General features: G+C 36.5%; 24 protein-coding genes and 1 pseudogene. 13 read left to right on the forward strand and 12 right to left on the reverse strand.

What is annotated here, in order from left to right:
• Both MK480_RS06210 and MK480_RS06215 read left to right on the forward strand, forming a co-directional pair.
• Positions 1-257 (forward strand): LPXTG cell wall anchor domain-containing protein (locus tag MK480_RS06210; RefSeq protein ID WP_268707363.1); only part of this gene is annotated, 257 nt, incomplete at its 5' end.
• A gap of 63 nt (positions 258-320) precedes the next feature.
• Positions 321-668 (forward strand): annotated as a pseudogene (locus tag MK480_RS06215) (hypothetical protein); the annotation flags it as partial.
• A gap of 159 nt (positions 669-827) precedes the next feature.
• Here MK480_RS06215 and dhaQ read toward each other — a convergent pair.
• Entirely contained in the window at positions 828-1,817 is a 990-nt protein-coding gene (gene dhaQ / locus MK480_RS06220; protein WP_000142828.1) for a DhaKLM operon coactivator DhaQ, read from the reverse strand.
• Positions 1,814-2,344, reverse strand: a complete 531-nt coding sequence (dhaS, locus tag MK480_RS06225) for a dihydroxyacetone kinase transcriptional activator DhaS (protein ID WP_268707364.1) — start codon at positions 2,342-2,344, stop codon at positions 1,814-1,816. Before dhaS ends, dhaQ begins: the two co-directional genes overlap by 4 nt.
• A 153-nt stretch (positions 2,345-2,497) precedes the next feature.
• On the opposite strand from dhaS, the gene dhaK reads away from it, so the two are divergent.
• The 11 genes from dhaK (at position 2,498) to pdrM (ending at position 11,622) form a co-directional block, all read left to right on the forward strand.
• Positions 2,498-3,487 (forward strand): dihydroxyacetone kinase subunit DhaK, encoded by a 990-nt coding sequence (gene dhaK / locus MK480_RS06230; protein WP_000720681.1) that lies wholly within the window; start codon positions 2,498-2,500, stop codon positions 3,485-3,487.
• A gap of 21 nt (positions 3,488-3,508) precedes the next feature.
• On the forward strand, positions 3,509-4,084 hold the full coding sequence (gene dhaL, locus MK480_RS06235; protein ID WP_268707365.1) for a dihydroxyacetone kinase subunit DhaL: 576 nt from the start codon (positions 3,509-3,511) through the stop codon (positions 4,082-4,084).
• On the forward strand, positions 4,084-4,458 hold the full coding sequence (gene dhaM, locus MK480_RS06240) for a dihydroxyacetone kinase phosphoryl donor subunit DhaM (protein ID WP_084887896.1): 375 nt from the start codon (positions 4,084-4,086) through the stop codon (positions 4,456-4,458). Before dhaL ends, dhaM begins: the two co-directional genes overlap by 1 nt.
• 750 nt (positions 4,459-5,208) lie before the next feature.
• Positions 5,209-5,940: a hypothetical protein gene (locus MK480_RS06245; protein WP_261029901.1), complete on the forward strand. Its 732-nt coding sequence runs from the start codon at positions 5,209-5,211 to the stop codon at positions 5,938-5,940.
• A 504-nt stretch (positions 5,941-6,444) separates the two neighbouring features.
• The gene (locus tag MK480_RS06250; RefSeq protein ID WP_033628842.1) at positions 6,445-6,657 is read left to right on the forward strand and encodes a hypothetical protein; all 213 of its coding nucleotides are present in this window, start codon (positions 6,445-6,447) and stop codon (positions 6,655-6,657) included.
• Positions 6,658-6,716: 59 nt separating this feature from the next.
• Positions 6,717-6,935 carry a hypothetical protein gene (locus MK480_RS06255; RefSeq protein WP_084888092.1) on the forward strand — a complete coding sequence of 73 codons (219 nt, stop codon included), beginning with the start codon at positions 6,717-6,719 and terminating at the stop codon, positions 6,933-6,935.
• A gap of 124 nt (positions 6,936-7,059) precedes the next feature.
• A complete protein-coding gene (pynA, locus tag MK480_RS06260; RefSeq protein ID WP_049544589.1) occupies positions 7,060-7,752 on the forward strand; it encodes a pyrimidine 5'-nucleotidase PynA in 693 nt (230 codons plus the stop codon).
• Between the two features lie 61 nt (positions 7,753-7,813).
• Positions 7,814-8,467 (forward strand): uracil-DNA glycosylase, encoded by a 654-nt coding sequence (locus MK480_RS06265; RefSeq protein ID WP_268707366.1) that lies wholly within the window; start codon positions 7,814-7,816, stop codon positions 8,465-8,467.
• 9 nt (positions 8,468-8,476) lie between these two features.
• Entirely contained in the window at positions 8,477-8,941 is a 465-nt protein-coding gene (locus MK480_RS06270) for an NUDIX hydrolase (protein ID WP_001135768.1), read from the forward strand.
• A 12-nt stretch (positions 8,942-8,953) separates the two neighbouring features.
• Positions 8,954-10,222 carry a dihydroorotase gene (locus MK480_RS06275; RefSeq protein ID WP_268707367.1) on the forward strand — a complete coding sequence of 423 codons (1,269 nt, stop codon included), beginning with the start codon at positions 8,954-8,956 and terminating at the stop codon, positions 10,220-10,222.
• 41 nt (positions 10,223-10,263) lie between these two features.
• Complete coding sequence (pdrM, locus tag MK480_RS06280; protein WP_084926369.1) at positions 10,264-11,622, forward strand: sodium-coupled multidrug efflux MATE transporter PdrM; 1,359 nt, start codon at positions 10,264-10,266, stop codon at positions 11,620-11,622.
• Between the two features lie 207 nt (positions 11,623-11,829).
• Here the strand turns inward: pdrM and xerS are convergent, their stop codons facing one another.
• The 10 genes from xerS to MK480_RS06330 all read right to left on the reverse strand — a co-directional run bounded on the left by xerS (position 11,830) and on the right by MK480_RS06330 (position 23,455).
• On the reverse strand, positions 11,830-12,900 hold the full coding sequence (xerS, locus tag MK480_RS06285) for a tyrosine recombinase XerS (protein WP_084926368.1): 1,071 nt from the start codon (positions 12,898-12,900) through the stop codon (positions 11,830-11,832).
• Positions 12,901-13,555: 655 nt separating this feature from the next.
• Entirely contained in the window at positions 13,556-14,689 is a 1,134-nt protein-coding gene (locus tag MK480_RS06290; RefSeq protein ID WP_084926367.1) for a helix-turn-helix domain-containing protein, read from the reverse strand.
• A complete protein-coding gene (locus MK480_RS06295) occupies positions 14,670-15,341 on the reverse strand; it encodes a hypothetical protein (protein ID WP_084926366.1) in 672 nt (223 codons plus the stop codon). Before MK480_RS06295 ends, MK480_RS06290 begins: the two co-directional genes overlap by 20 nt.
• A gap of 519 nt (positions 15,342-15,860) precedes the next feature.
• Positions 15,861-16,298: a MepB family protein gene (locus tag MK480_RS06300; RefSeq protein ID WP_084926365.1), complete on the reverse strand. Its 438-nt coding sequence runs from the start codon at positions 16,296-16,298 to the stop codon at positions 15,861-15,863.
• Between the two features lie 88 nt (positions 16,299-16,386).
• On the reverse strand, positions 16,387-17,937 hold the full coding sequence (locus MK480_RS06305; protein ID WP_049515231.1) for a ClC family H(+)/Cl(-) exchange transporter: 1,551 nt from the start codon (positions 17,935-17,937) through the stop codon (positions 16,387-16,389).
• 16 nt (positions 17,938-17,953) lie between these two features.
• Positions 17,954-18,733 carry a ribonuclease HII gene (locus MK480_RS06310; protein WP_261029183.1) on the reverse strand — a complete coding sequence of 260 codons (780 nt, stop codon included), beginning with the start codon at positions 18,731-18,733 and terminating at the stop codon, positions 17,954-17,956.
• A complete protein-coding gene (ylqF, locus tag MK480_RS06315) occupies positions 18,720-19,571 on the reverse strand; it encodes a ribosome biogenesis GTPase YlqF (protein ID WP_261126119.1) in 852 nt (283 codons plus the stop codon). Before ylqF ends, MK480_RS06310 begins: the two co-directional genes overlap by 14 nt.
• Positions 19,572-19,822: 251 nt before the next feature.
• Complete coding sequence (locus MK480_RS06320; protein ID WP_084926363.1) at positions 19,823-20,932, reverse strand: glycosyltransferase; 1,110 nt, start codon at positions 20,930-20,932, stop codon at positions 19,823-19,825.
• Positions 20,933-20,944: 12 nt separating this feature from the next.
• Positions 20,945-22,495 (reverse strand): lipopolysaccharide biosynthesis protein, encoded by a 1,551-nt coding sequence (locus MK480_RS06325; protein WP_268707368.1) that lies wholly within the window; start codon positions 22,493-22,495, stop codon positions 20,945-20,947.
• Positions 22,496-23,455: a capsular polysaccharide synthesis protein gene (locus MK480_RS06330; protein WP_261081604.1), complete on the reverse strand. Its 960-nt coding sequence runs from the start codon at positions 23,453-23,455 to the stop codon at positions 22,496-22,498.

Below are 23,455 nucleotides of genomic sequence, written 5' to 3' on the forward strand. Positions count from 1 at the left end.
AACCAACACCAGATCCAGAGCCAACACCAAATCCAGAGCCAACTCCGGATCCAAAACCAATACCGAATCCAGAGCCAGCTCCAAAACCTGTTCAACCAGAAAATGTTCAATCTACTGAGCAAAAATCAGATCCAGAAAAAGCTCAGTTACCAAATACAGGAACTTCTGATTCGCCATTAACTATGAATCTTCTTGCTATTTTAGCTGGAATCTTTGGTATTTCACTTTTCAAAAAAAGTAAAAAATCAGAGAACTAAGTAAATAGTTTTAAAAAAAGTCATCCAAATTGGATGGCTTTTTAGTGTAGTCCCCTATATTTCTATAGTCTACTCACTATTTTCTTTTTAGCATTTAGCCGTATCTACGAGTCCTTTAGTTTTGGGGAGAGCTCCCTTCATATGCACTATCTCTTTGTGGTTCCTCTAGTAGGGGGTATCATTCTGGTATTATTGTTGAAAACCATCCCAAACTTAGGGCGACTCAGTCTAAACTTGTGGAACTCGGCAGTTGCAGTACTAACAGCAGGAATGCTCTTTCGTGGAATCGTCCACCTATCAGGTCGTTCAACGACACTAGATCAACCCTACTGGTATGTTGGTCTAGCCTTTACTATTTTGGCTATAGCATCGCTTTCCCTTCAGAAGAGGAACAGTAAGAAATTAGTTTAAAAATGAAGAAACTGGTTGTTGAGGAACAGCCAGTTTTTTGATAGAAGAATTGTAAGGTATAGATGGACTATTTGAAATGTCAAGAATGAGTTCTTTTAAACGTAAGATAAAAACAAAGGGCCATCAAGTGATGTAGCCCTTTTGAGTTATACAAGCAAATTACCATGCAAAAGCTGTCGTTGGAGCATTGAGCGCTTCTAACCACTGTTTATTTTTTACGGGGCAAAGAGTTACGGATATACCTGCCATATCTAGACTGGTCATAAATGTTCCTGATTTTATAAAGGTAATAGTGACTCCTTCAATTTCTAAGAGTTGAAGGATATCATTGATAAATATGCCCATTTCTAAGTTGCTGGTAGTGCCTAGATTATTTACAAGCAATATAAATTGATCACCCTTTTTCCAATGATAGTGCAATCTTAATTTACTTATAATTTCATTTGCAAGGATTTCCGATGATTGGAATGGGACGATACGATAGCCTTCTTCGCCATGTATCCCAATACCATAGGAAATATTTCCTTCTTCCAAGTTAAATAGTGGAAGGGTGGCTTGGGGGAGACTAGCAGCTTTCGTTGCAAAGCCAATTGTTGCGATTTCGGGAGCAAGCTGATGACCTAAATCAGTTAGTTGCTCGATGTTGGCACCATTTTGAGCTGCAAATCCTAGGATTTTATGAAGTAAGATTGTCCCTGCAAGCCCTCTTCCTCTAATTTGAAATCTATTGTGAGGTTCAATTGAAATATCGTCGTGTGCTAGACTATAGCCGACCTTAATTCCTTCTTTTCTAGCAGTGTTAATGGCCCAGCTAAATTCTTTGGTGTCTGCTTCGAAATTTTTTACAATGATGAAGACACCGTGACCATTGTTTAAAAAACGAATGGACTCTAAGATTTCAGTTCTTGTAGGAGGAGTAAATAATTGGCCATAGATAGCAGCAGTAAGCATTCCTTCTCCCACATATCCAATATGCGCAGGTTCGTGACCGGAACCTCCACCCGACAATATTGGAACCTGATGAGGATTGCGATTTTTTTGATAGACTAGTGGTAAAGTAGGGTGTTTTTCTAATTCAGGATGACTGCTGACAGTTGCCGAAATGTAACTTGAAATAATTTTTTGTTTATGATTTGAAATAAATGTCATTGTGGTCTCTTTCCAATAATTGTCATGATTAGAAAGTCTGGTTGTGGAACTGGACTTTTTTTATTGACGTAAGCTTTCACGATTTCTGCTAGAGCGTGTGAATGATAGTCTAACAAAAAACAAGTATAAGCAGATGAATCGATATCAATCTGACCATATTCTCTTAAAATTTTTGATACAAGCAAGCGACAGTAGCTGATAAAGTGGTCATAGAAGTTATTTTGCCCTTGAATATCAAAAAGTTGAATATAAAAATCACGCTCTTGTTCGAAATAAAAAAATAATTCTTGTAATAGTTTTTGGCCTGAAATGAAGTCCAAGTTATTGGTGATATACTCGGTTAAGTCATTTTCAAATATCCAGTCTAGCAGTTCATATTTGTCAAGAAAGTGATTATAAAAGGTCTGTCTACGAATGCCAGCTGATTCCATGATATCTACAATGGAGATTTTGTCAAATTCTCTAGTAGCTAATAGATCTCTAAATGCCTTGGTAATCCGTTTTTTTGTAATAAGTGATGATGTCATAGGAAGCCTTTCTTTTACTTACTTCATTTTACCAAAAAAATGTTTTAAACGGGTTTAAAAGGGGACAAATAATAGAATCTGTCCCTTATCATCTAGCAATAAAAAATATATAATGAAAGCGAAAACAAAGATACATGCCGAAAGGAGTTTCTCATGAAAAAAATTATAAATGAACCGACACAAGTTGTTGATGAAATGTTGCAGGGATTGTCATTTATGCATGATGACTTGGTAGAACGCTTAGATGGTTTTGATGTCATCGTTAGAAAGGCAGAAAAGACAGGAAAAGTTGGACTCATTTCAGGTGGAGGTTCAGGACATGAACCAAGTCATGCTGGATTTGTAGGAGATGGAATGTTGTCTGCTGCCATTTGTGGAGCAGTCTTCACTTCACCTACTCCGGACCAAATTTTAGAAGCCATCAAGGCGGCTGATGAAGGTGCTGGAGTTTTCATGGTCATCAAGAACTATTCAGGGGACATCATGAATTTTGAAATTGCACAAGAACTTGCTGAAATGGAAGGTATTGATGTAGCAAGTGTTGTAGTCGATGATGATATTGCGGTTGAAAATAGTCTCTATACCCAAGGTCGTCGAGGTGTCGCAGGTACTATATTAGTCCATAAAATTTTGGGAGATGCGGCTCGTTCTGGTAAATCATTATCTGAAATGAAGGACTTGGCCGATAAACTTGTGTTAGAAATTAAAACAATTGGGCTGGCCTTGTCTGGAGCAACTGTTCCTGAAGTTGGGAAACCAGGATTTGTTCTAGAAGATGATGAATTTGAATATGGAGTTGGTATCCACGGTGAACCGGGATATAAGAAAGAGAAAATGCAACCTTCAGCACAATTGGCCTCAGAATTGGTTGAAAAATTATCTGAAGGTTTCCAACTTAAAGCTGGAGAACGCTATGGCCTTCTCATTAATGGTTTAGGAAGCACTCCTCTTATGGAGCAATATGTATTTGCAAATGATGTGGCTAAATTACTCCATGAAAAAGGTGTTGAGTTGGCGTTTAAGAAAATTGGAAACTATATGACCTCAATTGATATGGCTGGCTTGTCATTAACATTGATTCGATTGGCAGATGATGAGTGGTTGGATGCTCTAAATGCACCTGTTACTACACCAGCTTGGTAAAACTCAAGGAGGAAATGTTTCATGAATGCTGAACAAGCTCTTGAATGGATGAAGCTTTTTAATAAAAAGATTCAAGAACAGAAAGATTACCTTAGTGAGCTAGACACTCCTATAGGAGATGGAGACCACGGTGGAAATATGGCGCGTGGCATGGCTGCAGTTATGGAAAACTTAGAAGGAAAGCAATTTGAGACTAGCAGTGATGTTTTTAAACTTGTCTCAATGCAACTACTGAGTAAGGTAGGTGGTGCTTCTGGTCCCTTGTATGGCTCTGCTTTTATGGGCATGGCCAAGGCTGATTCAAATTCGAAAATAGAGGAAATCTTACAAAGTGGTTTGGATATGATTGTCAAACGTGGGAAAGCAGAAGTTGGAGAAAAGACAATGGTTGATGTTTGGACTCCTGTTATTGCTGCCTTGTCTGCTGGCCAATTGACTCAAGAGATTATTGATAAGCTAGTGAATGCTACCAAAGATTTACTTGCAACTAAAGGAAGGGCATCTTATGTAGGAGAACGTTCTCTGGGACATATTGATCCTGGATCATTCTCATCAGGATTACTCTTTACTGCTCTTTTAGAAACTGGGGTGGTTTAATGGGAAGTGTTGGTCTTGTTATCGTTTCACATTCCAAACACATTGCAGAAGGTGTTGTTGAGCTGATTAGTGAAGTAGCTAAAGATGTTCCGATTACTTATGTAGGAGGAACCGAAGATGGAGGAATTGGAACAAGTTTTGATCAAGTAGATAGGGTTGTTTCCGAAAATCCAGCAGATTCTTTATTAGCTTTTTTTGACCTAGGTTCTGCTAAAATGAACTTAGAAATGGTGGCTGATTTCAGTGATAAAAGTATCATGATCAATAGGGTTCCAATTGTAGAAGGTGCCTATACTGCAGCAGCTCTTCTTCAGGCTGGGGCAGAACTGTCAGTTATTCAAACACAGTTGTTGGAGCTTGAAATCAATAAATAAGAAATTTTACTATAACTCTTTTTATAAGTGGGCTATTGATTATCTCAACTATTAAATTTTAAGTAAATAATTTCAAAATCAGAAAGGGATTGCTTTATGCAGTTCCTTTTTAATGTAAAAGGAGTGGAATCATAGCGTTTCTAAATTGTTAATACTCTTCGAAAAACAAATTCAAACCACGTCAACGTCGCCTTGCCGTACTCAAGTACAGCCTGCGGCTAGTTTCCTAGTTTGCTCTTTGATTTTCATTGAGTATAATAATTCAAAACTGATTGTGATGGGACTATTCTAGCTTTAGAATTGCTCAAAAATTAACATTTAAGGCTATCAATAGCTTAGAATAGCGCGAAAACATTTAGTTTATAGGAATTCTAGGTCTAGAATCACATGGATATTTATGAAGTTAGGGTATTCGATAGTTAGGATTGTTCTATTCTGAAAGATTTGAGCTGTCAATCTTCTAGAATAGTAGTTTGCCAATGAATTTTGTTGAAAGATTCCTTGTTTTATGGTAGTCTAAAGTAAAAGAAAGCCTTATCATTATATTTGTATCTTTAATCTGACTTGGTTTAGGTCTAGAAGAGGGATAGATATTTTGGGTTTCCAAATAATAATAATATTTTCACTTGCAAAAAATGTATTTCAACTTTACCTAATGTAAAAGAAGGAAATATCATGAAACGTTTATGACTTGTTGGAAAGAGAATGTGAACTAAAAATGGATTCTCTTTACATATTAGGAGTAGGTAGATGAGTAATCTAGAGTCAATTCGTAAAGCGCATATCATCGTGTGGGGTGCCTATCTATTTTTATCATTAAGGGCGCCGCTAATTAGCAGCACAGAGTATTTCTTGCTTATTTTTTTAGCGTTTCTCTATTCAATAGTATCGTTACCTATATACTCTGTGAAGAATAAAATAGTATCCATTTGTTTGGCTATAAACTCGACTCTGTTAATTAGTTTTCCAATTTTAATCAATAAATTTTTCCCAGGAAACGTTTCTACTTATATCGTATTAATAAGTAATTTTATCCTGGAGTTTTTAATCTTTAATAAAATTGGTAAAGATTTTGATACTAGATTAGCTAGTGAGTATAGGAAAATCAGTCAGTTTAAAAGTAAGATGTCTCAATCTCCTTGGATAAAATATTTAGAGATTTCTAGTTTTATATTAACTATATTTCCATTTATTCTTCATGGTACAGTTGATAATCGTGTATTGACTCTTATCTTTTTGATAAAAATTTGTGTAGATACTACGATAAAGTTTCTATTAAACAGAATCTTTAATTCAAGTGAGGTAATGAAAAGGAGGATATTTTCTCTTTTTGTACTAGATTTGATTGTCTATTTATTTTTAGGCTATGTTTTAGCAATGCAAAAAGATGGATACCTATTTTCAATTCTACTATTTTTTTCTAATTTCTCACTTCCCTTTATCAGAGAAAAAGAGTATGAGTTATTTAAAAATAAGAAATGAGATAAATATGGTTAAATCTTACTTCTCCTTAAAATTAAATAGTGAAAGGATATCTTATCTAGGTAACAAAGTGCTTTAAACGCAGTCGACGATTACTTATTGGAGAACTATCCTAACCATGCAACGTTAAAGAGGAGAAATCTTATGAAACTCGTATCACCAAATAATTATGCTGCTATTGAGTAAGAAGAGATGAGGTGTCTTGATGGGAGATTATCTCTACATAAAGACGGGGAATGTTACAGTAAACGTAGCTACTGCTTATTTTATGGGGAATTAAATATGTTTAAACTAAGTGATAAAGTCAGAGTGGTCTTTGCTCTTTTAGGAGTAAGTTCCCTATTGGTTAGTATGTATCTTATACCTTTTATTAAAACTGAGAATAAATTTTGGGAAATACTTTTATTTATATTAGGTGTATTGCTAATTGGAATTACGTTACTAAGTCATAAAAAAATTAAATTTTGGAAATAGCGTTAGTGAGAAGGACAGGATAATAGTATTATGATGGTTGTTTTAATTTTGATGGTTGTGGTATATCTGTATTATGTAATTACAGAGTATTTTCAGAATAGTTATATTGACTGTATACTATTTCTAACATTGCTGATTTCTCATTTGATATGGGATTACTATTTTTTGCCCATTGAAGTTTTAGTGGCATTAAGTGGAGTAAATTTGCTGTCAAGATTTTTCAAAAAAAAGAGAAGTCAATAGAGTTGTTAGTAGCTTGTTAGTGGATTATAAAGATGAAAGGTAAAATGGGGATATTTAAAATGAAACATTTTTTTGCAGGAATTGGTGAGATAAGATTTAGTAATTATCTATTGTCTCTATGTGTAGGACTAGCCCCTCTTTTTCATATCTATGTAATAGGCTCTGAAATGAGTTTTGTGAAAATAGTATTATCTATTTTGGGAGTCATATTTGTATGTATTTTAACTATTGCTCGAATTTATAGAAGATTTTTCTATAATAAAAATAAACTTGACTAGAATAGTATGGATTAGTTAATCAATTGGAACGATTATTCTTTGTGATACTATACCACTTTTAAGTTTTTACATTAAACAGCTGGCTGAAGTGAAAGTTGTTTATCTTAGAAAGGAAAACACCAAATTGTCCTACAAATTTCTACTCTTCGACCTCGACCACACCTTGCTTGATTTTGATGCTGCTGAGGATGTGGCTTTAACGCAACTTCTAAAAGAAGAAGGGGTTGCAGATATTCAGGCTTATAAAGACTATTATGTTCCTATGAACAAGGCTCTCTGGAAGGACTTGGAGCAAAAGAAAATCAGTAAACAAGAGCTGGTTAACACGCGCTTTTCTTGTTTATTTGCTCATTTTGGAGAGGAAAAAGACGGTAGTTTTCTAGCCCAGCGTTACCAATTTTACCTCGCCCAACAGGGGCAAACTTTTTCAGGTGCTCATGAACTTTTAGATAGCCTCATCGAGCGTGATTATGACTTGTATGCTGCGACAAATGGAATAACTGCCATTCAGACAGGGCGTTTAGCTCAATCTGGTCTAGCACCTTATTTCAATCAAGTCTTTATCTCTGAACAGTTGCAAACACAAAAGCCTGATGCCCTCTTTTATGAAAAAATGGGGCAGCAGATTGTAGGTTTTAGCAAAGAAAAGACGCTGATGATTGGAGATTCCCTAACTGCCGACATTCAAGGTGGTAATAATGCGGGGATTGACACTATCTGGTACAACCCTCATCACCTCGAAAATCACACACAAGCCCAACCGACTTACGAAGTCCATTCTTACCAAGACTTGCTGGATTGTTTAGATAAACTGTAAAAAGTGGTTTCCATAGCCACTTTTTGCTATAATAGAGGCAGTAAAAACGAAGGAGTTGGCTATGGAACACTCGTCTTGGCATGCTTTGATTAAGGCACAATTACCTGAGGGTTATTTTGGGAAAATCAATCAGTTTATGGAGCAGGTTTATGGTCAGGGGACTGTTTATCCACCCAAGGAAAAGGTTTTTCAGGCTCTCTTGACCACACCCCTAGAAAACGTTAAGGTGGTGATTCTGGGACAGGATCCCTATCACGGGCCAGGTCAAGCGCAGGGCTTGAGTTTTTCTGTACCGAACTCTATCCCAGCTCCACCATCCTTGCAAAATATCTTGAAAGAATTGTCAGATGATATCGGGGTTAAGAAATCTCATGATTTGACAGCTTGGGCTGAGCAAGGAGTCTTGCTTCTTAATGCTTGTTTGACAGTTCCTGATGGACAGGCCAATGGTCATGCTGGTCAGATATGGGAGCCTTTTACGGATGCTGTGATTCAGGTGGTCAATCATCTAGATAGACCAGTCGTTTTTGTACTCTGGGGAGCTTATGCACGTAAGAAGAAGGCCTTAGTTACCAATCCTCATCACTTGATTATCGAATCAGCCCATCCTAGTCCTTTGTCAGTTTATAGAGGATTTTGGGGTTCCAAGCCTTTTTCCAAGGCCAATGCATTCTTAAAAGAAACAGGACAAGAGCCAATCGATTGGCTTAGATAAGGAGAAAATATGCCTCAGTTAGCGACGATTTGCTACATTGATAACGGGAAAGAATTGCTCATGCTCCATCGTAATAAGAAGCCAAATGATGTTCATGAAGGGAAATGGATTGGTGTGGGTGGTAAGCTAGAGAGAGGAGAGACCCCTCAGGAATGCGCGGCGCGTGAAATCCTCGAAGAGACGGGACTGAAAGCCAAGCCAGTTCTAAAAGGTGTTATCACTTTTCCTGAATTTACGCCAGATTTAGACTGGTACACCTATGTTTTTAAGGTGACGGAGTTCGAGGGTGACTTGATTGACTGCAACGAGGGAACGCTAGAATGGGTTCCCTATGATGAGGTTTTGAGCAAGCCAACTTGGGAAGGTGACCATACCTTTGTTGAGTGGCTTTTAGAGGATAAACCCTTCTTTTCAGCCAAGTTTGTTTATGATGGGGATAAATTGTTGGATACCCAAGTCGATTTCTATGAATAAAGGAGAAAGCAGATGCTACTAATTAAAAATGGTCGTGTAATGGATCCCAAGTCTGATTTGGATCAAGTGTGTGATGTCTTAGTTCAAGATGGGAAAATTATCAAAATTGCGCCTGAGATTAAAGAAGAAGGAGCAGAGATAATTGATGCTACTGGTCTTGTAGTTGCTCCTGGCTTGGTCGATATTCATGTTCATTTCCGTGAACCTGGTCAAACACACAAGGAAGACATCCATACTGGGGCACTAGCAGCTGCGGCAGGTGGTTTTACAACTGTTGTCATGATGGCTAATACTAGTCCAACCATCTCGGATGTAGAGACCTTGCAAGAAGTTCTCCATTCAGCTGCCAAAGAGAAGATTAATGTTAAGACGGTTGCGACCATTACTAAGAACTTTAATGGCCAAGACTTGACTGACTTCAAGGCACTCTTAGAAGCTGGTGCGGTTGGTTTTTCTGATGACGGTATTCCGCTTGAAAGTAGTAAAGTTGTCAAGGAAGCCATGGAGGAAGCCAAAAAGCTTAATACCTTTATTAGTCTCCATGAGGAAGATCCAGGTTTGAATGGGATTCTTGGCTTTAATGAAAATATCGCTAAAGAACATTTCCATATCTGCGGTGCTACTGGGGTGGCTGAGTATGCTATGATGGCGCGTGATGTCATGATTGCCTATGCAACCAAGGCCCATGTTCACATCCAGCATTTGTCTAAGGAAGAAAGTGTTAAAGTAGTTGAGTTTGCTCAGGGGCTAGGTGCGCAGGTCACAGCAGAAGTAGCACCACAGCATTTTTCTAAGACCGAAGAGCTCCTTTTGACACAAGGAAGCAATGCTAAGATGAATCCGCCACTTCGTTTGGAATCAGACCGTCGTGCCGTTATCGAAGGTCTCAAGTCAGGTGTTATCACAGTTATCGCGACAGACCACGCGCCTCACCATGCGGATGAAAAAAATGTCGAGGATATTACCAAAGCGCCATCTGGTATGACAGGTTTGGAAACATCTCTTTCTCTCGGCTTGACCTATTTGGTAGAAGCTGGTGAGTTAAGCCTGATGGAATTACTCGAAAAGATGACCTATAACCCAGCCAAGCTTTATAACTTTGAAGCAGGTTACTTGGCTGAGAATGGTCCAGCGGATATTACTATTTTTGATGCTAATGCTGACCGCCTTGTGGACTCCCATTTTGCTTCCAAAGCAGCTAATTCACCATTCATCGGTGAAACCTTAAAAGGGCAGGTTAAATATACCATCTGTAAGGGACAAATTGTCTATCAAAACTAGGTGGAAGTCTGCTCTGTAAACTAGAAAAATAGAGAGACTATATGTACCAAACCCATCATTTTAAAGATAAATTTATCTTATTTTTAAAGATATTTTTCCCTATCCTTATTTATCAATTTGCCAATTATTCTGCCTCCTTTGTTGATACGACTATGACAGGTCAATACAATACCATGGACTTGGCTGGTGTGTCTATGGCAACCAGTATCTGGAATCCTTTCTTCACATTCCTGACAGGGATTGTGTCAGCTCTGGTGCCTATCATTGGTCACCATCTTGGTCGAGGTAAAAAGGAAGAGGTTGCGTCTGATTTTTACCAGTTCATCTATCTGGCCTTGGGCCTATCCGTGGTCTTACTGGGGATGGTGCTTTTATTGGCACCACCAATCTTGAATCATATTGGACTAGAAGCACCGGTGGCAGCAGTAGCGGTTCGCTATCTCTGGTTTTTATCTATCGGAATTATCCCCCTGTTGCTTTTTAGTGTCATTCGTTCCTTGCTGGATTCGCTGGGCTTGACCAAGCTGTCCATGTACCTCATGCTTTTGTTACTCCCTCTCAATAGCGGATTTAACTATCTCTTGATTTACGGTGCCTTTGGAGTTCCAGAGCTGGGAGGTGCTGGTGCTGGTTTAGGAACATCCTTGGCCTACTGGGTCTTGCTGGGGATTTCTGTTTTGGTTCTATTTAAACAGGAGAAGCTCAAAGCCTTGCATTTTGAGAAATGCATTCCGCTTAATATGGATAAAATCAAGGAAGGAGTTCGCTTAGGTCTGCCTATTGGAGGAACTGTCTTCGCGGAAGTGGCTATCTTTTCTGTGGTTGGCTTGATTATGGCTAAGTTTTCGTCCTTGATTATCGCTAGTCATCAGTCAGCTATGAACTTTTCAAGTCTTATGTACGCCTTTCCTATGAGTATCTCATCGGCTATGGCTATTGTCGTTTCCTATGAAGTGGGAGCCAAGCGATTTGATGATGCGAAAACCTATATTGGTCTAGGAAGATGGACTGCCCTCATTTTTGCAGCCTTCACCTTAACCTTCCTTTACATTTTTAGGGGAAATGTGGCCAGTCTTTATGGGAACGACTCAGAATTTATCGATTTGACAGCGCGTTTTTTGACTTACAGCCTTTTCTTCCAGTTAGCAGATACCTTTGCGGCACCGCTTCAGGGAATTTTGAGGGGTTATAAGGATACCGTTATTCCTTTTTACCTTGGTTTGGTTGGTTATTGGGGCGTAGCAATCCCAGTGGCTATGGTCTTCGATTCACTAACAGATTTTGGAGCTTATTCTTACTGGATTGGCTTGATTATTAGTCTAATTGTGAGTGGGGCGCTATACCGTTGGCGTTTAACTGTGATTATGAAGAGATTTGAATCCAGAAAGCTTGATTTTTAGAATTCCTGCAAGCAAAAATATCCTTCCTTATCTGCATTATTTTTGCTATGGTTAAATTAGTAGTAGGCAAATGAGAATTTCAAAAATATAGAAACAATTGATATTCCACGCTACTTTACTGGTATCCGATATAAAGAAAAAGAAGTTGCTTATTTTTAGCTGCCTCTTTTCTTGACATATATTTTACATAAGTTATATTACGTAAAATCATAAACTATCCAAGGCATTTTTTTGTTCATCATTGACGATATGGGTATAGAGGTCAGTGACTTGTGTGCTGGCATGTCCTAGCTGGTGACTGACCAAAACTTGCGATTTAGTGGCATCATAGAGCCTAGTTGCTAGGGTATGTCGTAGTTTATGAGGTGTTACACGGACTTTGAAGTCCTCAGAATACTTAGCAACCATTTTTTCAACGCTGGAAGCATCGATACGATTTGGAACACCTCTATACAAGGTTAGAAAGAGGGCTGTATCTGTTTTTTCCGTCTTATAGCGTTGATTTCGAATGGCTAGATAATTTTCTAAATAAGGTTTTGCAAAGGCAGCGACATTGACAGAGTCACGTTTCCCCCCTTTTCGAGTGACATCGATAACCATCATTTTTAGATTGAGATCTCTTAGATCTAAATTAACTGCTTCAGACAAGCGAACACCAGACGCCAAGAGAAGGGCGATAATGGCCAAATCACGTTCTTTATTTTTATTAAATGAAGATAGGGCGCGATTTGAAAGTTGTTGTGGATACTCTTGGTCAATATAAGTTAGAAAACTTTCTGTTTCATCACCTAAAAAAAGTTTTTGCTTGATGTTTTCAGCTCTGGCAGCAAGTGTTTCTTTCTTTTTCTTTGTTGAAACTTTCTTCATTACATTACGATAAAAATAAGGCTCTCCCTGATCGTTTTCAACCTCCTCGGTCAGATATTTGTAAAGACTAGAAAGTGCTGACAAAGTCCGATTGATGGTTGTCTGAGAAACTCCTTGCTTGGTTGTATTAGCATTCAGCAAAGGACGTTCACGTAGGTAAAGGATAAAGGATTCCATGTCTTTCTTAGACATATTTTCCAAGACAGATAAAGAAATATCAGATATTTTATCGGCATTTGAGATACCAGACTCTAAAACCCAGCTGAAAAATCGATCATATTCCTTGAGGTATTCGTACAAGGTTGTAAAACTGTAAGGAACAGCAAGCTTAGATTGGTAGTATTCAAGAACATACCAGGGCATGATTTGTTTTAGTTTGTCGATTCGTTCCAGTAAAATCTCACGTTTCATGTATTTCTCCATAAATAAGTCTACTAGTAGTATAGCATAGACTTATTTATTTTTCAAGAAAATTATAGTTTTTCGGAAAGATGTAGCAAGAAACTTAAAACAGTAGTCCAACTTTTTTATAAAAGTTTTAATAACCAAAACATAACTAAAAATTTTTTTCGTTCAAAATTGCCTAAAATGTACCTTATCAAAGTAAAAACTGGAATTTTTTCAAATGTACACTGTAACAAAAGTGAAATTCAAAACCTTATTAAATCAATGTTTTTAGGCTTGCAAGGGGTTTAGGTTTAAAAGGGGCTGATTTTGTACATTACGCATCTAAGCTACTGAATCAAAAAATGTACTTTATCTTGCCTTAAAATAAAGTACATTTCAATTATAAAGTACATTTTTCAAAGAGTGTACATTACGTCTTAAACTCAGTCGCATCAAAGGTTTATCCACTGTCTAAGGAAAAGTACAAAAATTTCCAGTTTTCAAAACTTCCACTTAAAATGTACACTATTAGAGTGAGGACTGAAATTTCTTCATTTGTATATTTTGATAGAAATGATTCTGTATGTGAAAAAGAAAAAACATTCCACTAACACTGAAAATGTAGATATTGCATCTATACTCTATAACTACAAAAAAGTCTCAATATTATTGAGACTTTTCATTTAACTATTCTTAATACAGGACCTTTTTGTGACAATTGATAATTATCATTAATTGAAATATCTAATGATTTTTCTAACTCATCTTTGGGTAGAGATAAGTTAGAAATTAGTTCATTTTTTTGTAAAATATCATTACTGATAATTAAGTCAAATACTTTACGGTAAAGACTAGGTTTCTCAAGAGTCAATTCATTGTCCAAAGGCTCACGCTTCTTCCATTTATTAAAGCCAATTTTCCTAAACAAATATAATTTTTGATCATCATTGATTAACTCTAACTGATAAGTTCTCATAATCATTGATTGAATAGAAACTTTCCAATATTTTTTTAACTCAATATAAAAGTCTAAATTAGTAGATAACAAAGATTTTAAAAAACCATTCTCAGGTAACAATAAACAAGAAGCAAAATAGTTTGCCTGATTCTCAATAATATTCTTTAATTCCTGAGAGGTATAGTCGTGAATACTTTCAATATCTCCATGAAGTAAAATATGACCTAATTCATGTGCAATATTAAAACGACGACGTACAGCAGATTCTCCATTATCTGTCAGCATGATATACGGTCTGTCTTCAATCCATTCTGACACTGCATCCAATTTGTCATCAGACATATTGGACTCAACAACAATAATACCATTAACTTCTGCAATCTCAGTGAGATTAGAAATTGGTATATCTTTACCTAATCCCCATAGTTCTCTTAATTCTTTAGCTTTTTCCTCAATATCGTTATTAGTAATATCGTAAATAGTTTTCGTTAAAATGTCAGGTAGAGTTAATTCAGGAAAATTAACATACTGAGACAGCAAATCATAAATTTCCTTTTGAAATTCTAACCTGACAGCTTGCATATCCCTTGCTCTTTTAGTAGCCGCAGATTGACTACGAAAAAAAGTGGCCCCTTCGTAAAACCTTTTAGGTTCAGAAGTAAAATAGGTGTATGGAAAATCTAGTTCAGCAACAATTGTCATTAACTTACTTGCTCCTGGATGTGTTTTCCCTAATTCATAATTAGAAATCATTTGTCTAGATATTCCTGTTCGTTCAGCCAATTCTTTTTTAGTTAATCCTCTGGCTATTCTAGCCTTTGTTAATTTAGAGGGACTAAATATTCCTTGTTCCATTTACTTCTCTCCTAAGAAGCTCTTCTGACAGCTCCGTTAAAGTCAAATCTAGTTTCTTTTGAGTGGTCTGCTCTTGGTCTTTCGAGGCAACAATCCGCTGGGCATTCATAATATCTACTTTCTCAATCCATTGCTCTGTATCAACATTTGGCAAACCCAGCTGAACAAATTGCAGGTGATGATTCTTTCCGCCGTATGTTAAGAGGAGAAACGGTGGGTTATCAGCATCATAATGCTTATTGATATCCTCTTGGGTTGTAAAAAGATCAAATTGTTTATTTTTCACACTAGCCACACTTCTGTGAAGAGCTTTTTTTGGCATTGTTTTTATACTTCTGGTTTTTACTGGAGAAATAATGGCTCCTTTTGTTTCAATCATCGTATAAGTATAGCCGTTCACTTTATTATTCACTGCAGATAACATTTGCACATCTGTTCTCATTGATGAATCTTCTAAAACTAATCGCAGCGCTACATCGACTAATGCTTGTCGGATATGCCCATAAGTCTTTCGCATTTCTGGGTGTCGCAATACTGGTGTGGTATCAATGAGTTCCCACAAAAAGCGATAGGCCTCCTTAATACTGTATGCTAATTCACCGGCTAATCGTGGGTCACACTCTGCTTCTAAATGAGTTCTTAAAATTCCCATCTTATCTCCTAACTATTAACTTTATTCATGTCATGTTAATAGTTTACCTTTTTTTTAAAAAAATGTCAACACAAAAACATACTAAGAATAGTAGGTAGAAAATTTCTGACGGGAAAATTACGCACTACTTTTTTTGGGGCAAAGTAAAGGTGTCTTTTTAAATCAAGAGGTTTTTCCAAAATATCCATTTACTATTTAATATTTAGTATTCCCATCGATACAAACCTTATACAATATTCTTTTTTAAAATAATGTACAAACATAAATAAAGTACTTTTTTCAATATATGTATTTTATGTTTCTATCCCAGTATTATCAAGGCTTTAGACTATGTAAGGTCAATTGTTCATAAATTTTTAGTTTTTTCATAACATGTTATAACTAAAAAATTTTTTCGACAAAAATTGTCTATAATGTACTTTATTCCTGAGAAACTAACACAAAGATTTGGTTCTTTTTTCATAAGAACCAAATCTTTGTGTTTGATATGAATCTACTAGAAATTTTTCAAAGTCATTCTTATAATTCAATTTCTCTAAAAAATTTCAATTGCCATTTTTGTGTTGATTGAGCCGTTGTATTTAAATTTGTGCACCAAGGCGGATAAAATCGCATGGACATTTTTTCTTTGCTGTTTTTTGTTGAGAGAATTTTCTTACAAATAGCAACTTCGTTTGGAATAATAAATAGCCCCTTTTTATCATTATCGATGACAACGATAACAAGTTCAGTTCCCAAATCTTCATTGGTATAAGGAGTGTTCATGTTATTTTTGTCTTTTTTCCAAAAAACTGTAAAATATCCTTCTTTTTTCGGTGTTCTTTTTGCTAAGCGGCATCTTTTATATCCTTGCTCATCCTTTATTTTGATAAGAATACCTTCGTATTTTTCATTCCACTTTTCTTTAATGAATTCAAAATCACCATAAAACTCATATAGAACATCTAGTATTTTCATTATGATGTATGTCCTCCCTTATCAAAATCAACAAAATATTCTTGATACATTTATTACATAATAAAAATTATGTAAAAATATTTTTGATCTACAACAACAAATCTTTGACTTTCCCAATTTCACTTTTTGGAATCACCAGGTGAATCATATCACCGAGATACATTCTGGTTGAGCCGTTAACGGTTTGGCTTTTACCGTTATGAACTTGGGTTGTAATAAGGACGTTGTGTGGTAAGTTGAGTTCGTGAACTTGTTTTCCTGCTATTTTATCTGAAACAGGAATTTCAATAAGTGTGACTTCTCCTTCATCTGACGCTTCTTCAGGTAGCATTTTTTCCAACATAGCCTCATAGACTGGTGCACCCTTGAGTAAATCCATGATGATGTAGGCAACTAGGGTTACCAGTCCGAGTGGCATGAGGTTGCGAATATCTCCTACCATCTCAGTTACGAGTATCATGGCAGTTAAGGGAGCCTTTGATATTGCTCCAAAGTATCCACTCATTCCCAGAATGACAAATATAGGAAATTGTTCCTGACTGATAAGTCCAATATTCACACAAATGACACCAACTAGGGCACCGAGTAAGGAACCAAGCGCTAAAATTGGTAGAAAAATTCCTCCTGGAAGGCCACTTCCATAGCTAATCATGCTCCAAACAAAGCGAATCAAAAAGTAAGCTAATAGAACTTGGAAACTAAAATTTTGCTCAGTTAGGGAAAGAACAAGCTGATTTCCACCACCAAGAATTTGTGGCAAGAAGATCCCGACCGGTATGATGAGAATGAAAGCCAGAATTGGATAATATGCTCTATCTAAATGGATTTTTTGTCCAACCCAATCATAAACTCTACCGACATTGAGTACAGCTTTCTCATAGAGAAAACCAGATAGTCCAAGAAAAACTCCCATAAGGAGGTAAATCCAATACTGGTCTAGGGTCATGAGTGGTATATTGTCTGGCATATCCAGTACGGGTGTTAGGCCAAATATGAGAAGAGAAACAAAATTTGCTACGAGACTTGCTGCTAGAGTTGAGACCCAGAAAAAGCGTGAAAAATGGTGATAAACTTCTTCTACGACAAAGAGAAGTCCAGCAATTGGTGCATTAAAGGCTGCGGCTAGCCCTGCGGCAGCTCCACTGGCAATCAGAGAGCGTTCCTCTACTGGACTGGATTTGAGCCATTTAGCAATACCTTTACCACCAACCGCTCCGAGTTGAATACTTGGCCCTTCACGCCCCAGCATAAGGCCACTTGCAATAGCAAGAATTCCTAGAATATATTTTTTCCAAAGTACGCCCCACCAGTTGAGGGTCATGAGTCCCTTTAATTCGGCTTCGACTTGAGGAATTCCTGAGCCTTTTATGTCTTTTTCTGATCGAGTTAATTTCGCACTGAGCCAACAAACTATTAAATAAAATAGACCAATGATAAAAAGATTGCGCACTAGGTGCGCTTGATCTTGATAAAGTCCTTGTATCAGGTGGAAGCCTTTTTCGATTGAAAACCGAAAGGATCCGACGATGAGCCCGACAACGAGTCCCACAATGATTCCTCGTCCAACTTGGGATAGTATGGTGCTTGAGGCAAAGGCAAATTCTTTCTTGGAACTGAGTGTTTCTGACTGTTCCTCCATAATCATTCCTTCTAACTTAACTTTCTTTTTCTCCTGAAACCAGTGATTTAACTGGTTCAAAGCTGGTTCGGTGAATTGGGGTAACTCCTAGTTTTTCCAGTCCTTCTAAGTGTTTAGCTGTTCCATATCCTGCATTAGCAGCAAAATCATAACCAGGGAACTGATGATCGAATTCCTTCATCAATTCATCACGTGTCACCTTGGCTACTATAGAAGCCGCTGCAATCGAGAGGGAATTGGCATCTCCTTTGATGATAGATGTTTGTGAAATTGGTAAATCCAGTTTCATGGCATCTATCAAAAGGTGCTCAGGTTGCGGAGGGAGCTGGGAGATTGCTTCCTTCATAGCTAGTTTGGTTGCTTCATAGATATTGACTTGGTCGATGACCTGATTATCCATGATACCAATGCCGATTGACAAGGCTTGCTCCTGAACTTCTTGGAAAATCTCCAGATGTTTCTTTTTAGGGATTTTTTTGCTGTCGTTGAGACCTTTAATCTTACAATTTTTAGGTAAAATAACGGCTGCAGCGACTACAGGCCCAGCCAGAGGGCCACGACCAACCTCGTCAACACCAGCAATTAAGGTCAATCCTTGCTTGTAAAGTTCTTTTTCGTAGGAAAGCATGGATTCTAAACGAAGATCCTCAACCAATTCTGCCTGAATAGCTTTTTTACGTTTGCTGATTTCTTTTTGAACTCCTGAGCGATTATCCTTTTCAAGATCTAAAAAAATAGGGCTTTCTAACTCCTTGACCGTTGCAAGGAGTTCTTTGATTTCTTTAATCGTCGCCATCGAGGTCATCCAATGTATCTAAGGTGTAGTTACCGAGTTTGCCATCACGGACTTCCTTTACGAAGAGACTGTAAAAACGGTCATAGTCGTCACGGAAACCGAGGGCACGGGTCATATCCATAATGATAACAGGCGCTTCTTCTTCAATTTTCATTTGTTTGAAGCGTTCAGCCAGCTTTTCTGGATAATGTTCTTTGAAATAATTGAGACCAAAAATGGTTACCTCGTCCATAGGAAGCAACTGGTCTTTGATAGCTCCAGTCAAGGCCAACTTAAGAGCTACAGTTTCATCTTCAAATTTAGGCCAAAGAATCCCTGGCGTATCTAAGATTTCCAAGTCTTTATTGGTTTTGAGCCATTGTTGCCCCTTGGTAACCCCTGGTTTATTACCAACAACGGCAATTTTCTTACCAGCCAAACGGTTCATAAGAGTTGATTTACCAGCATTTGGAATCCCGATAATCATGGTACGCAAGGTTTCAATCTTGATACCACGTTCTTTCTGGCGAGCAATCTTATCCGCCATGAGCTTCTTGGCTGCATCTGTTACAACTTTTACAGTCACTTGCTCTTTGGAGTTGATAGCTAGCGTCTGAATTCCTTGTGATTCAAAATACTGGCGCCATTCCTTGGTTATTGCTGGGTCGGCCAAGTCCGCCTTGTTTAAAATCAAGAGTTTTGGTTTGTCACCAACAATCTTAGTCAACATAGGATTTTGACTAGACAGAGGTAAGCGTGCATCAACCAAAATCGTCACAAAATCAACAAATTTTAAATTCTCCTGCACCTGTCGACGCGCTTTAGACATGTGACCAGGAAACCATTGAATAGTAGCCATTGAGTTTTTTTCCTTTCATAGCAAGGGTTTAGAGCCCCTATTTTATTTTACTATCGTTTGAACAACAAGGAGTTTTCAAATGAATAATGTCCAAACAGTTCTTGTTTTATAACATAGAAATCTACTTTATATTATATCATGACTTCTTTATTTTGTCCGTTTTTGCTTCAGGATTAAATAGTGTTCCAAACTATTAAATCATTATAAAAAAATTAGAGAAGACATGTTTGTCCTCTCAACCAACGTTTTTATTACTCATTAAATAATTTCTCCAACTGTTTGGTTGCTGATTCAATCTCGTAGCCATTTTCATCTATTAGCTGTTTCACCTTTTCTGTATCAAGCTCCCGATGATCTCTGAACGACAAAATCTTATCTGCCCAATCTTCAAGAGAATCATTCAAAGACAGGCTGTTATCATAGTTATCTAGTATTTTTGCATCTGGTAAATGATTTGCTGTTACAACAGGTAATCCATTTGCTTGCGCTTCAATGAGTACAATTGGCAAGCCCTCAAAATGAGATGGGAAGAAGAAAACATCTAGAAGATTTAGCATTTTTCCGACATTAGTGGTCAAGCCTGTAAAGATGACTTTGTCTGCTACTCCATATTCTTTTGCCACATTTTCTAAAAACTCAGTATCTCCTCTTCCAATAAATACGAGACGAGAATTTGGTTCTTTTTTGACGATTTCAGAAAAAACCTTCACACAAAAACTTTGATTTTTTTGTTTTTCATATAGACGAGAAACTTGCCCTACGACTAAACAATCTTCTGGAATATGATATTCCTTTCGAAGTTGAATTTTCTTTTTTTCATTATATAGGAACTTTTCTACCTCAATAGCATTATGAATCACTAAGGATTTATCTCGTTCTCGACCATGATAAAAATGGTTCAAGGCTTCTGTTCCGCAGGCCCAATAATCTGTCGCATATTTGCCGACAAAAAATCGATTGACTGGATGAATAAAGCGATAAAATTTATCTGCTGTAGCACAATGTCCATGAACGATTCTTTTTTCTATCCCATATTTCTTTGCCAATTTTAAAAATTCTAAATGTGTCAAGCCATTTTGATTGGACCATACAATATCATAACGATGAGCATTTTTCTTAAAAAAATCATCCCATTCTTTTAAGGCTTGCTGGATATGAGGTCTTAACTTGGGGATTCTATGAACGACTAGAGGATTGCGACAAAGCTTTTTAAAATGATCACTAAATTCAACGTTTTCAGGACCTTGCAGTAAAAATTCCAGTTCAAATTCAGAGGTATCAATATGATTATAAAAATCTACAATAATTTTTTCTAGTCCACCGATATCTGGAACTAAACCACAAACTAATATTCGTTTCATATTTTTACCACCTTATTTTTTCAACTTTAATATTTTTTGAATCATGAATATAATTTGTTTTCCACCTTCATGATTTCTAAATAGGAAAACGTAGACACCCAATACTGTCAAATAAAGAACGATTTTGATTGCCAAACTGAGAATGAAATCTAGCTGAGTTAAGAGGTAGTTATCCAGTAAACTCAAAAGTAGGATACTCATCCCTACAACTGAGAAATCTTGTAACATTGTTTTAAAAAAGTCCTTTGAGGAAGCTTTCAATCCATACTTAAAGGCGCTATAGGGTTCATACCATGTGCAGGTTAAGACTGTTGAACAAATCGTACCCAATAAAATTCCAGCTACTCCTAAATCTAAAATCGCTAAAAAGTAGAGTGAAAGGGAAATATTTAATAAAATCTCGACGATAACTTTTTTATTTTGCTCATAACTTAAGCCATAAACTGAAATCAACGTTAGAATCGGTCTTCTATAAAAAGTTAGGAAAAAATGAAGGATAATCAAAATCTCAACTGTACGATTAAATGAAAAACTCTCACTTAACCAGATAGTCATAAATGGATGAATGAACATTAAATAGCCTAAGCTAGCAAAATAAATCAAGCTAAAAGCAATAAATTGGTATTTTTTTAGGAATTTAACCGTATCTGCTACTGTCGTAGATTTCGAATGGACTAAGTTACCTACGGAAGAAACAACTGAATTGATCACAGTATTTAAAATCAGTGAAAGAAATCCTAAAACATAGGTATAATTCCCATAAATACCTATAGCTGCTAAGCTGACAAAACTTGCCATTAGAATACTATCTGTTTGAAAAACAATGGTTTCTCCAATACTACCGACTATATTTCCTTTGATATTTCGGATAAATTTTCCTTTTTCCTCCTGATTAATGGGTGTTATCTCATTCTTAAACAAGTAACCATACAATCTATCTACAATCCCCGACATGATGATATTCCCTATAAAATTCATGATGATACTGATCAATAGATAAAAGATATAATTTTTGGTAAAGAATAAAATTCCGATTTGCAAGCATACACGAAGCGTATTTAATCCAAAGTCAATCAAAGTCATCATATAATTACGCTGATCGACATAAAGCAAGGTTCTTTTATAGGAGAAAAAATAGCTAGAAGCAGAATTAAAAACAAAGAGGAAAAAGATCAAATATACTTCACTATTTACCGTATAATCCTTTATCATATAAGGAAGAAATAAAGAAAGTATAGCGCCCAGTATAAAAATAGAAAAGCCAATGATTCTATATAATTTTTTGAAAAGAATCATAAAGGCATTGATTTTTCCATGCTCTTCTCTACCTAAGGGCCCATATAATGCATAGCTCATGGCTCCAGCAACCCCTAATTCTGCCAAAGACAGAATAGAAACTAAGCTAGACAAATAATTGTTTAATCCTAGATAGGTTACCCCAAGTAAATTGATAAAAATAGTTCGATTGATAAAGCCAAGAAGGACTTGAAAAGGTTGCAATGCCAGAGCAATACTCGTATTTAAGGTGGCAAATTCGGTTCTACTTTTTTTCGTGTATTTCATCTATTCCTTTAATTTTCCTTGTAAAAGTTGATCGAGATAACTTCCTGGAAGGACTTCTTCTTTCTTGATTTTATAAGTTGTTTTCATAATGGGAGTTGTTTTTAATAACCTTTCCCATTCTTGTTCATCAAAACTATCATTTGCATGTTCTCTTAAAAACCACAGTCTCTCAGCCGTTTCTAAAACAGGCAATTTTTCTACTAATAATCTAAATTCAGGATTTGAAGTATATTCGGACAAAATGAAATAATCCATCATTAGATAATGAATGAAAATTGGATATTTACGAACATAGTAAATAAATAAATCCCGAATATGTTTGAAATGAGATCCGCCTTTTTGTCCTGCAAGGAAAAAACCTGACCATTTAAAATCACCAATCGCTCGCTCCATTTGCTCAGGATATGTCGGTAGATGATTCAAACTAAAAAAGTCCCCTTCAAACATTTCTACCGTGGCGTATGGAGATACAAATAATGTTGCATCCATCCATATTCCACCATATTGGTATAAGAGACTAAAACGAATAATATCTGAATAATGCGCAGCTGATAATTCTTTTTTCTTGTATTTTTCGGTGATGTCTCTTGGAATATTGATGAAATCCGCCAGATTTTCATCCGTCAACAAGTAGAATTCACAGTCATTTCTTTTGGCGAAGTCTTTTATGGTCTTCATTGAAGCCTGGACTGTCTCAGGCATTTGAGCTTCTCCCTGTTGCCACATTGTCCAAATCATTTTTGGAAATTCCGTTACTTCTTCTTTTTCATCACTCGAATCAACTAGTTGTGCTTCTTTTCTTAATTTTAGTACAAAATCCAAAAGAATCTTTCTACGAAAATCATAAAACATCTTGTCAGATTTTTGTGCAAGAAAGTAAACACATGTTAGTTTAAGGCCATAATATTTTAAAATTTGACGATAGCGAGCCATTTTTTTTTGTAAGGTTTGCAGTTTCAT

Source organism: Streptococcus mitis, assembly GCF_026782895.1.
GTDB lineage: Bacteria > Bacillota > Bacilli > Lactobacillales > Streptococcaceae > Streptococcus > Streptococcus mitis_CB.